Source organism: Lactococcus sp. S64, assembly GCF_016516525.1.
Taxonomy (GTDB): domain Bacteria; phylum Bacillota; class Bacilli; order Lactobacillales; family Streptococcaceae; genus Lactococcus; species Lactococcus lactis.
In genome coordinates this window covers 1-12,088 of the sequence record NZ_JACVUQ010000005.1, presented here as the reverse complement: position 1 = coordinate 12,088, position 12,088 = coordinate 1, and the positions used below count along the sequence as shown (strand labels likewise).

The window sequence follows — 12,088 nt, the reverse complement described above, 5'->3', positions numbered from 1 at the left end:
TGAAAAATGAAAAATCAAATAGAAAAATTATTAGAGAATTTTGTACCAGAAGGTCAGCAAGAAAAAACAGATTTTAAAGTTTTTCAAGATTTTGCAGCTGATGAAAAAAATTTGAATCGGTCTTCTATTGCACATTTTACGGCAAGTGCATTTGTTTTGAATGAAAGTCATGATAAAATTTTAGGAATTTATCATAAGATTTATCAAAGTTGGGGTTGGGTAGGCGGCCATGCTGACGGCAATGCTGACTTATTAGCTGTAGCGGTAAAAGAAGTTCAAGAAGAAACGGGACTGCGATCTTTCAAAAAACTTTCAGAAATGCCAATTTCAATTGAAGCCTTACCTGTTTTTGGACATCATCACAGAAAATATGGTTATGTCAGTGCTCATATTCATCTTAATGTTACTTTTTTATTTGAAGCAAAGGAAAGTGATTCACTTCAAAAGAATACGGATGAAACAGGGGGATTAGCCTGGATTCCCCTAGAAAAATTTTCCGAAAAATCCTCAGAAAAAGAAATGAGAGTAATCTATGATAAAATCATTGCTCGAATTATAAATAAATAAAATACAAAATGAGACTTGCCATAGGCAAGTTTTATTATAAGATTAAAAATTTTAAATTAGACCATCACAGAATTAAAATGCGAGACTATTGCAAAAAAATCACGAAGGGCTATAATTGAGTCTAATTCTATTTGAAAGTTGAGTGATTTATGCCGGTAAAAGTGATTGAAGGTCTGCCCGCAATTGATGATTTGCGAGCGGATAATATTTTTGTTATGAATGATGAACGAGCGAAGAATCAAAATATTCGCCCTTTAAATTTGCTGGTGGTCAATCTCATGCCGCGTAAATTAATAACTGAAAGACAAATTTTACGATTACTATCGAACACTCCATTACAAATTAATGTTGAATTTTTATATATGACTTCTCATGATTTTAAAAATACGAAACAAGGGCATTTAGATTCCTTCTATAAATCTTTTTCTGAGATTAAGAGTCAATATTACGACGGATTAATTGTCACAGGAGCTCCGGTTGAGCAGTTAAACTTTGAAGAAGTGGACTATTGGAGTGAGCTTTTGAAAATTATTGACTGGTCTAAAAGCCATGTCTATTCAAGTCTGCATATTTGTTGGGGGGCACAAGCGGCACTTTATGCTCGCTATGGTGTAACTAAAGAAAATCTTCCGCAAAAATTGTGTGGTATTTACAAAAGCTCAGTAGAGCAACCTAAAAATCCATTATTTAGAGGATTTGATGATTTTTTTAATTATCCACAATCGCGATATACCCAATCAAATCCATCAGAAATAAAAAAAGTACCTGATTTGGAAGTCTTGTCAAGCTCCAAAGAAACCGGATTTTCAATTTTAGCGAAGAAAAATTTGCGTGAAATTTACCTTTTTGGCCATTTAGAATATGACCGTGAAACTTTAGCTTGGGAATATGAGAGAGATAAAGAAGAGGGACTGAAACCCAATCTTCCCCAAAATTATTTTCCAGAAAATGATGATAAAAATAAGCCAAAAAGTACTTGGGCTTCAGCAGCTTCCCTCTTTTTTTCAAATTGGTTGAATTATGCGGTTTATCAAGGAACGCCTTATCTAGGAGAACGTCTGAGTCAACATTTGAATGAAGAAAATTATGATTTTAATCAAAAAGAGTAAAAGTAAAAAATAATGAGTTAAAAAATGAGGAAATTTATGGATAAAAGATTAGATACTTTATTGGCGCAAGTCGGAATTCATCAAGATGAGGCAACGGGAGCTTTAGTTAGTCCTTTGCATTTTTCAACGACCTATCAACATCCAGAATTTGGTCAATCGACTGGCTTTGATTACACCAGAACAAAAAATCCAACAAGAGCAACCTTGGAAGAAGCACTTGCTTCAATTGAATCAGGACAATTTGCTCTAGCAACTTCGTCAGGAATGGCTGCAATTGTCTTGGCCTTTTCAGTTTTTCCAGTCGGTTCCAAAATCGTTGCCAGTCGAGATTTGTATGGAGGTTCATTTCGCTGGTTCGATGAACAAGAAAAAGAGGGGCGATTTTGCTTTTCCTATGCTAAAACTGAAAAAGAAATGCTTGAGCTAATAGATGAAAATACTGATATTGTTTATATTGAAACACCGACAAATCCAATGATGGTTAAATATAATATTGAAAAAATCGCCAATAAAGCACAGGCATATCATGCAAAAGTGATTGTTGACAATACTTTTTATACCCCAATTTATCAAAAACCATTAGAATTGGGTGCGGATTTAGTGATTCATTCGGCAACAAAATATTTATCAGGACATAATGACGTCTTGGCTGGAGCGGTCATTGTTTATGATGAAGAACTTTATGAAAGATTATTATATCAGCTCAATACTACTGGAGCAGTTCTTTCTCCATTTGACAGTTATCTTGTCATGCGAGGTTTGAAAACTTTAAGCCTCAGAATGGAGAGGGCAACTAAAAATGCCCAAAAAATTGTGACTTTCCTAAAAAAACTTCCATCAGTAAAAGAAGTACTTTACCCAGGATTAGGTGGTATGATTTCTCTAAAAGTTACTGACAAAAACAAAATTCCTGCTATTTTAAATCACTTGAGCGTTTTTACATTTGCTGAAAGCTTAGGAGGTGTTGAATCTTTAATCACTTATCCAACAGCGCAAACTCACCATGATATTCCACTTGAGATTAGAGAAAGTTATGGTTTAACAGATGATTTGCTTCGCCTTTCGATTGGGATAGAAGATGTTCGCGATTTAATAGAAGACCTCAAAGAAGCTTTAGAAAATTAAAAAATTACTGATGAACAAACTAGCATATCCGTAAAGGCTATCTACGCACTGCGTGCTACGCTGTCCGTTTTGTCTATCCGCTAAAGCGAAGCGCCAACGGCTATCCTATGATGAGACTACCAGCATATCCATAAGTGCTAAAATATGTTCTGTCAGTAAATTTTTTACTGATGGAACTACTATCATATCTGTAAACTGCTAAAGCAGTGACAGCTATCCTATGACGAAAAGAAAAAAGAGAGTATAAAAATGACAAAATATGATTTTACAACCATTCCAAATCGACTTGACCACAATTCTGTAAAATGGCAAGAAATAAAAGAGAATCCTCATAAACTTCCATTGTGGGTGGCTGATATGGATTTTCTTACCTTACCAGAAATAAAACAAAGTATCCATGATTACGCAGACTATGGAGTTTATGGATATGCTTATGTTGAAGAAGATTTAATTAAAAGCATTCAAAATTGGGAAAAAAATCAACATCAGTATGACTTTTCTAAAGAAGCTTTAATTTTGGTTGAAGGAGTTGTTCCAGGAATTGGTCTGGCCATTCAAGCATTGACCAAAGAAAATGATGCTGTTTTAATAAACACACCTGTTTATCCCCCGTTTGCCAGAACAGTTAAGCTAAATAATCGAAAGCTAATTGAAAATAAACTGATGGAAAAAAATGGGGAATTTCTAATTGATTTTGAAGTTTTTGAAAAAGAAATTGTTGAAAATTCCGTGAAATTATATATTCTTTGTAACCCCCACAATCCTGGTGGGCGCGTGTGGACGAAAGAAGAACTGATAAAACTTGGTCAAATTTGTAAAAAGCATAATGTGATTGTCGTTTCTGATGAAATTCATCAAGATTTAACATTGTTTGGTCATCAGCATCAGACCTTTAACACTCTTTCAGAAGACTTCAAAGATTTTTCAGTTGTTTTATCTTCTGCCACTAAAAGTTTTAACATTGCTGGCGTGAAATGCGCTTATGCAATTATTGAAAACCAAGATTTACGTGAAAAATACTTGCAAAGAAGACTAGCAAATAATCAACAAGAAATTAGCACTTTAGGAATGCTAGCCACCAAAGTTGCTTATGAAAATGGAAATGAATGGTTAAATGAACTCAAAAATGTGCTTGAAAAAAATATCACTTATATTGAGTCAGAACTTCATCAAAAAACAAAAATCAAAGTAATGAAACCTCAAGGAACCTATTTAATTTGGCTTGATTTTTCTGAATATCAATTAGAAGATAAGGTATTGGATGAAAAATTAGCAGAAGAGGCAGGTGTGATTCTAAATAAAGGAATAAGCTTTGGAAAAGCTGGACAAGCGCATGCCAGATTAAATGCTGCTGCACCTTTTTCATTGATTGAAGAAGCAAGCAAACGACTCGTAGAAACATTCAAAATTTAAGGATTTTAGTCGAAAATGTGTTTTTAAGAATGAAAAATATGTTAAAATCAACTTATGAATGATATTTTACAACTCACAATTGTTTTAATTGCCTCTTTAATTGCTACTCTTGTTTCAAGACGCCTTAAAATTCCAGCTGTCGTTGGACAAATGCTTGTTGGGATTTTGATTGCTCCATCAGTTTTAGGCTTGGTTCATAGCGGTCATGTTCTAGAAGTGATGTCTGAGATTGGAGTTATCTTACTCATGTTCTTAGCAGGAATTGAGAGTGATTTAACTGTTCTAAAGAAAAATTTTAAAGCATCAATGCTCGTTGCAGTTGGTGGTGTAATTGTGCCATTAATTGCCTTTGGACTTGTTGCTTTTGGCTTTGGTTACGGAATATCGACCAGTTTCTTTTATGGAATTGTTTTCGCTGCGACCTCAGTGTCGATTACGGTTGAAGTCTTACAAGAATATGGTAAACTCAGTACACGTGCAGGTTCGATTATTCTAGGAGCAGCAGTTGTTGATGATATTTTAGCTGTATTGATTTTATCAATTTTTACTAGTTTTAAAAATGGTGGTTCTGGTTCTCATCTTTTCATCCAATTTTTGCTTGAACTTCTCTTTTTTGCCTTTTTATTTCTTGTGCATAAGCTTATTCCAAGATTTTGGAAATTCGTCCAAAAACTACCCATTGCCAACAAAAATACGATTGTTGCCTTGATTATTTGTTTGGGCTTAAGTCTACTTGCTGATAGCGTAGGAATGTCAGCGGTAATAGGTAGTTTCTTTGCAGGACTTGCTATTTCACAAACAGAAGTAAGTCATAAGATTGAAGAATATACTTCAGCAATCGGTTATGTTATTTTTATCCCAGTATTCTTTGTACTTATCGCCATATCTGTTCAATTCGATAGTTTGATTCATCATCCTTGGATAATTTTACTCTTTACCTTCTTAGCAATTTTGACGAAATTTATCCCCGCCTATTTTGTTGGAAAAGCAAGTAAATTAAGTACTGGTGAGAGTATGTTGATTGGAACAGGAATGATTTCACGAGGGGAAATGGCTCTGATTGTGGCTCAAATTGGTCTGACGAGTGCCATTATCACAGATGAAGTTTATTCGGAGCTGGTTATCGTGATTATTTTAGCAACTGTATTAGCACCATTTTTAATTAAAATGGTCTTGAAAAAATATGATAATTAAGAAAAAATAAAGAATAAAAGACGAAAAATTTAAATTTTTTTAAATTTCATCTTATTCCTCCCAAAAAGACCAAAAAAGTGGTAAAATAGAAAAAATGCTTTTAGAGAATAGCGAACTTGCTAGGCTCTAAAAAATTTTGCCTAAAATTAGCAAAATTGCCTTTTAAAGGCAGTTTATAAATCTGAACTTTGCTTAGCAAAGGGATCTAGCGAAAGGAAAATCAAAATGTCAAAATTTCAAGTCGTAGAACATCCATTGATTCAACACAAACTCTCAATCTTGCGTCGTAAAGAGGCATCGACAAAAGAATTCCGTGAACTTGTTGATGAAATTGGAATGCTCATGGCCTACGAAGTATCAAGAGATTTACCCCTTGAAGATGTCGAAATCGAAACACCCGTTCAAAAAACGACGGTTAAACAAATCGCAGGTAAAAAATTAGCGATTGTACCAATCTTGCGTGCTGGTATTGGGATGGTAGACGGAATTTTGAAATTGATTCCAGCTGCTCGTGTAGGGCATATCGGAATGTATCGTGACGAAGAAACACTTAAACCAGTTGAATATTTAGTGAAACTTCCAGCCGACATTGCTGACCGTCAAATTTTCCTTGTTGACCCAATGCTTGCAACTGGTGGTTCAGCAATTTTAGCAGTTGATTCTCTTAAAAAACGAAATGCTAAAGCAGAAAATATTAAATTTGTTTGTCTTGTTGCTGCACCAGAAGGAGTGAAAGCTCTCCAAGAAGCACATCCAGATATTGAAATTTATACTGCAGCTTTGGATGAAAAACTTAATGAACATGGTTATATTGTCCCAGGTCTTGGTGATGCTGGAGACCGTTTGTTTGGTACTAAATAATAAATTTATCCCTATTTCAAATAGGGATTTTTTTTATTTTATAAAAAAAGTAATTTTTTGAATCAAAATAGTTTACAAGTGTAAATTTATTTGATAAGATTACATGTGTAAACAATAAAAACAAAAAGGAAGTAATTATTATGTCATTCATTAAATCATTAGAAAACCGTCGCACAATCTACGCTCTTGGAAGAAACGTTCAAGATGAAGAAAAAGTGATTGAAACAATTAAAGAAGCTGTACGTTTTTCACCAACAGCTTTCAATTCACAAACTGGACGTCTTTTGATTCTCACAGGTGATGCCCAAGATAAACTTTGGGATGAAATTGTTGCCCCAGAACTTAAAGCAGCCATGGAAGCACAAGGTGTTCCTGAATCAGCTTGGGATAACACACGTGCAAAACTTGATGGATTTAAAGCTGCTTTTGGTACAATTCTTTTCTTTGAAGACCAAGCAGTTGTTAAAAATCTTCAAGAACAATTTGCTCTTTATGCAGATAACTTCCCAGTTTGGTCAGAACAAGGTTCAGGAATTATTTCTGTAAATGTATGGACTGCTCTTGCTGAACTAGGTTTAGGCGCTAACTTGCAACACTACAATCCATTGATTGACGAAGCTGTTGCTAAAGAATGGAATCTTCCAGAAAGCTGGAAACTTCGTGGACAACTTGTATTTGGTTCAATCGAAGCACCTGCTGGCGAAAAAACTTTCATGGATGATGCAGACCGTTTCATCGTTGCTAAATAATCAATCATTTTTAATGACCGTCAGTAAAATTTACTGACGGTTTTTTATTTTGTAAAGTTGAACTCTTAAAAGCTGCATGCTATAATTGTCCAAAAGGAAGTGAAAATGAAAAGGATAAAAATGAGGCGATTTTTACAAGATAAAAAATATCCAGCCCTTGATTTTTTGAAGTATGTTGGACCAGGATTGATTGTTGCGGTGGGATTTATAGATCCAGGAAATTGGGCTGCTAATCTTGCTGCGGGTTCTCAATTTGGTTATAAATTACTTTGGGTAATTACACTATCAACAATTATGTTGGCTTTTCTCCAGCATAATGTGGCCCACTTAGGGATTGTCACAGGAAAGTGTTTGTCAGAAAATGCGACCCAATACCTTAGACCCTGGCTCAGTAGAACAGTTTTGGGAACGGGAGTTTTAGCTTCTATTTCGACAGCAGTTGCTGAAATTTTGGGTGGAGCAATAGCTTTGCAAATGCTCTTTAAATTACCAATTGTGGTAGGAGCAATTTTAACAGCTGGTTTGGTTATCTGGTTTTTGTTTAGTAATTCATATCCTAAAATTGAAAAAGTTATTATTGGTTTTGTAAGTTTGATTGGGATTGCACTTTTACTAGAAATTTTTATTATTCCACATATTAATTGGGGACAAGCAGCAAAAGGAATGGTCATTCCTTTTGTTGATGCAAAATCAATGCCAATCATCATGTCAGCCCTAGGGGCCGTTGTCATGCCACATAATCTATTTTTACACTCGGAAGTTATTCAAAGTCGTCAGTGGAATTTAAAAGATGAAGCGGTGATGGAAAGACAATTGCGTTTTGAGTTCTTTGATACAATTTTTTCAATGTTTCTAGGCTGGGTGATTAATTCTGCAATTATTATCATTGCTGCGGCTTTATTTTTCCCTCGAATTGTAACAGAAATTAATCAAGCACAAGAAATGCTCGTTCCTCTCCTTGGTCCAGTGGCTGCAATTATTTTTGCGATTGCTTTTCTTTTTGCAGGAGTAGCCTCATCGGTAACAGCCGGAATGGCAGGTGGGTCAATTTTTGCAGGAATCTTTGCAGAACCTTATGATGCACAAGACCCACATAGTAAATTAGGTGTTTTAATCACAATAATTGGAGCAACGATTGCCATTTGCGCTTTAAGTTTTGTGACTTCGCCCTTTAATATTTTAATTTATTCACAGGTTTTCTTAAGTATCCAATTACCAATTACTATCTTTTTGCAAATTTATTTGACAAGTTCTAAAAGAGTAATGGGCAAATATAAAAATGTTTGGTTTACAAAGTGGCTCTTATTAGCAACAGGAGTTTTTGTAACTTTACTCAATATCGTATTAATCGTCGAAACTTTTAAATAATTCCGAAAAATTTGGTATAATAGTATTGTAAGAAGATTAAAAAATAAGGAGAAATTGATGCAAGCAAAATTAGTTAATAAAGTAGTTATCAAACGTAATGGACATGTCGTTGACTGGGATAGCTTCCGCATTCAAACGGCAGTATTCAAAGCTGCAATCAATGGTAAATACAAAGATAAACCGCTCCACGCCAATATGATTGCTAATAATGTAACAAAAGTCGTTGAAAAAGTAATTGCTGAGCTCTCTTTTGAAAAAATTGAGATTGAAACGATTCAAAACCAAGTGATAAAACAACTCAATGATTTTGATAAAGATGTGGCACGCGATTTTCTTGCTTACAAAACAAAGCAAAATATTGAGCAAAGACATTAATATAAAAAGAACTCATTGAGTTCTTTTTTACTCGTCAGTAAAAATTACTGACAGAACTTTTAATTTTGGGCTGTCAGTAATTTTATTTAGTATTATTTCCTTCTTGACAAATTTTAGGTCAAGCTTTACAATATAAAAAGAGACATGTTTTTAGTGAAAATTTCTAAGAAATCAGGCGGTTGATGCGAGCCTGAAAATGGCAGCTAAAAATACCACTCACTACTTACAGACTTTTTGTAAGTTAAATTCTTTTTTGGACAACAGAAAAGCGTCTCTGACACGTTACGTCAAAGAAGAGAAATTTACTGACAGCAATTTTATAGCTAGAAATTGAGCACTTTTGTAAGCAATAATTGCTAGAAAGAGCTTAACGAATTTTGTCAGCAAATAGAACAAAGGTGGTAACACGCAAGTAGCGTCCTTTATAGGATGAGATTTGCGTTTTTTTATTTCCATAAATTATTGACAAGACTTTTAACAAGTAATTCATTGCTCCCAAGCAATTCGGATTTTTCTGTCAGTAATTTCCAACTAAAAAAAGATTAAAGAAAGGCACATAAAATGATTAAAATAACATTTCCAGACGGTAACGTAAAAGAATTTGAGGCGGGCGTAACAACATTTGAAATTGCTAAATCAATCTCACCTAGTCTTGCTAAAAAAACACTTGCAGGTAAGGTCAACGGAAAATTAATTGATGCCACTCGAGCAATCAATGAAGATAGCAACTTTGAAATTGTAACACCAGACCATGAAGAGGCACTTGGAATTTTACGACATTCAGCTGCTCACCTTTTTGCTCAAGCAGCAAAACGCCATTTCCCTGATATTCACTTGGGTGTTGGACCAGCTATTCAAGATGGTTTCTATTACGATACAGATAACGAAGCCGGTCAAATTTCAAATGATGATTTGGCAACAATTGAAGCTGAAATGAAGAAAATTGTTAAAGAAAACTTCAAATCAGAACGTAAAAAAGTAAGCAAAGAAGAAGCAAAAGAAATTTTTGCAAATGATCCATACAAACTCGAACTCATTGAAGAACACAATGAAGATGAAGGTGGACTTACTATCTATACTCAAGGTGAATATACTGACCTTTGCCGCGGCCCACACGTTCCATCAACTGGTGTCATCAAATTTTTCCACCTTCTCAACGTTGCAGGTGCTTACTGGCGCGGTAATTCTGATAACAAGATGATGCAACGTATTTACGGTACAGCTTGGTTTACAAAAGAAGAATTAGAAGAAAATCTTAAACTTCGTGAAGAAGCAAAAGAACGTGACCACCGTAAACTCGGTCGCGAACTTGACTTGTTCTTTAATGACGCAGAACTTGGTGCGGGAACTGCTTACTGGCTCCCAGCTGGAGCAACAATTCGTCGAATTATTGAACGTTTTGTCGTTGACCAAGAGGTGAAAAATGGTTATCAACACGTTATCACACCAGTCATGATGAACCTTAATACTTATAAACAATCAGGTCACTGGCAACATTACCATGAAGATATGTATCCACCAATGGATATGGGTGATGGCGAAGAAATGGAACTTCGTCCAATGAACTGTCCGAGCCATATTGCTATCTATAAACATCACGTTCACTCTTATCGTGAACTCCCAATTCGTATTGCTGAATTTGGGATGATGCACCGTTATGAAAAATCAGGAGCACTCTCAGGACTTCAACGTGTCCGCGAAATGACTTTGAATGATGGTCATACTTTCGTCATGTTAGAACAAGTTCAAGAAGAATTTAGTAAAATTCTTCAATTGATTATGGACATGTACCGTGACTTTGGAATCAATGATTACAGCTTCCGACTCAGCTACCGTGACCCTAAAGATACAGTGAAGTATTTCCCAGATGATGAAATGTGGGAAAAATCTCAAGCCATGCTCAAAGCGACAATGGATGACATGAATCTTGACTACGTTGAAGCAGAAGGAGAAGCAGCATTTTACGGTCCTAAACTTGACATTCAAGTTAAAACTGCGCTTGGTAATGAAGAAACACTTTCAACTATTCAGTTGGACTTCCTTAATCCTGAAAACTTTGACATTTCGTATATCGGTGCTGACGGGGAAAAACATCGCCCAGTAATGATTCACCGTGGCGTAATCTCAACACTTGAACGTTTCATTGCCTACCTTATCGAAGTTTATAAAGGTGCTTTCCCAACATGGCTCGCTCCAACTCAAGCAACCATTATCCCAGTAAATAATGAAATTCATGCCGATTATGCTTGGAAAATTCAACGTGAACTTCAAGATAAAGGATTCCGCGTTGTTGTCGATGAAGCCAATGAAAAAATGGGCTGGAAGATTCGTCAATCACAAACACACAAAATTCCATATCAAATCGTTATTGGAGACCAAGAACAAGCTGATGGAACTGTAAATATTCGTCGTTATGGCTCAAAAGAAACAAAAGTCATTCCGCTTGAAGAATTTATTGAAAATATCAGCGCAGATGTTGCTAATTTTAGCCGCGTTGATTAAAGAAAAAGAGACTGTTGAAAATCAGTCTCTTTTTTATTTATATTGGAGAATTATAGGGTATAATAAATTGTACTAAAAAGATTATTAAGGTGAAGTATAAAGGGATATGGAAGTGATTAGCAGTTTTTATTTATTTTTGGAAATTTTAGGAACCGTAGCATTCGCTATTTCGGGGACCGTGGTGGGGATCAATCATAAACTAGATATTTTTGGTATTCTTGTGATGTCAGTAATAACAGCTGTTGGTGGTGGGATATTTCGAGATTTACTCTTAGGAGCAACACCTCCTACAGCATTAAAATCGCCATTTTTTATAGTTATTTCGATTATTGCATCAATAGTAGCTATGCTTGTAGCACTAATAATTAAATCAAGAAGAGAAGCATTGAGTATTTTTAAAGCAGCACGTTTCTACAATAATCTTCTCTTAGTTTCTGATGCCATAGGTCTAGGAATTTTTACTGTATTAGGGATTGATGCTGGAATAGCACATGGTTATTCACAAAATATCTTCTTCATTGTATTCTTAGGAGTATTGACAGGTGTCGGTGGTGGAATGATACGCGATGTGATTGCAAATCAAGTTCCGATGATTTTTAGAGAAAACATCTATGCCCTACCATGTATTATTGGTGGAATTCTATATGTATACCTTCAATCGGTAATCAGCCATAACTTAGCTTTGTTTATTTCTGTCATCTTTATCGTTCTCATCAGAATCATTTCGGAACAAAGAAAACTAAATTTACCAAGAATCGAATATTAATGTATTTAATAAAACATGACAACCGTGGGATTTTCCGGACGTAAGATAAAAAAAGGTAT

Annotated in this window: 11 protein-coding genes; all 11 read left to right on the top strand. The window is 35.0% G+C overall.

What is annotated here, in order from left to right:
- Positions 1-6: 6 nt before the first annotated feature.
- The 11 genes from IAE51_RS06645 to IAE51_RS06595 all read left to right on the top strand — a co-directional run bounded on the left by IAE51_RS06645 (position 7) and on the right by IAE51_RS06595 (position 12,029).
- Positions 7-567, top strand: coding sequence for an NUDIX hydrolase (locus IAE51_RS06645; protein ID WP_023188677.1), 561 nt, complete (start codon positions 7-9; stop codon positions 565-567).
- A 149-nt stretch (positions 568-716) separates the two neighbouring features.
- Positions 717-1,676 carry a homoserine O-succinyltransferase gene (metA, locus tag IAE51_RS06640; protein ID WP_023188678.1) on the top strand — a complete coding sequence of 320 codons (960 nt, stop codon included), beginning with the start codon at positions 717-719 and terminating at the stop codon, positions 1,674-1,676.
- Between the two features lie 36 nt (positions 1,677-1,712).
- Positions 1,713-2,801, top strand: a complete 1,089-nt coding sequence (locus IAE51_RS06635) for a cystathionine gamma-synthase (protein WP_081041166.1) — start codon at positions 1,713-1,715, stop codon at positions 2,799-2,801.
- Between the two features lie 249 nt (positions 2,802-3,050).
- Positions 3,051-4,214 carry a MalY/PatB family protein gene (locus IAE51_RS06630; protein WP_200095042.1) on the top strand — a complete coding sequence of 388 codons (1,164 nt, stop codon included), beginning with the start codon at positions 3,051-3,053 and terminating at the stop codon, positions 4,212-4,214.
- 54 nt (positions 4,215-4,268) lie between these two features.
- Entirely contained in the window at positions 4,269-5,408 is a 1,140-nt protein-coding gene (locus IAE51_RS06625; protein WP_004254931.1) for a cation:proton antiporter, read from the top strand.
- Between the two features lie 225 nt (positions 5,409-5,633).
- Positions 5,634-6,269: a uracil phosphoribosyltransferase gene (gene upp, locus IAE51_RS06620; protein ID WP_011835873.1), complete on the top strand. Its 636-nt coding sequence runs from the start codon at positions 5,634-5,636 to the stop codon at positions 6,267-6,269.
- Positions 6,270-6,409: 140 nt separating this feature from the next.
- Positions 6,410-7,018: a nitroreductase family protein gene (locus tag IAE51_RS06615; protein WP_010906194.1), complete on the top strand. Its 609-nt coding sequence runs from the start codon at positions 6,410-6,412 to the stop codon at positions 7,016-7,018.
- Between the two features lie 105 nt (positions 7,019-7,123).
- Positions 7,124-8,386: an Nramp family divalent metal transporter gene (locus IAE51_RS06610; RefSeq protein WP_012898456.1), complete on the top strand. Its 1,263-nt coding sequence runs from the start codon at positions 7,124-7,126 to the stop codon at positions 8,384-8,386.
- Between the two features lie 57 nt (positions 8,387-8,443).
- Positions 8,444-8,761: an ATP cone domain-containing protein gene (locus tag IAE51_RS06605; RefSeq protein WP_004254946.1), complete on the top strand. Its 318-nt coding sequence runs from the start codon at positions 8,444-8,446 to the stop codon at positions 8,759-8,761.
- Between the two features lie 561 nt (positions 8,762-9,322).
- A complete protein-coding gene (gene thrS, locus IAE51_RS06600; RefSeq protein WP_200095040.1) occupies positions 9,323-11,263 on the top strand; it encodes a threonine--tRNA ligase in 1,941 nt (646 codons plus the stop codon).
- A gap of 106 nt (positions 11,264-11,369) precedes the next feature.
- A complete protein-coding gene (locus IAE51_RS06595; RefSeq protein WP_004254956.1) occupies positions 11,370-12,029 on the top strand; it encodes a trimeric intracellular cation channel family protein in 660 nt (219 codons plus the stop codon).
- The last annotated feature ends 59 nt before the right edge of the window (positions 12,030-12,088 follow it).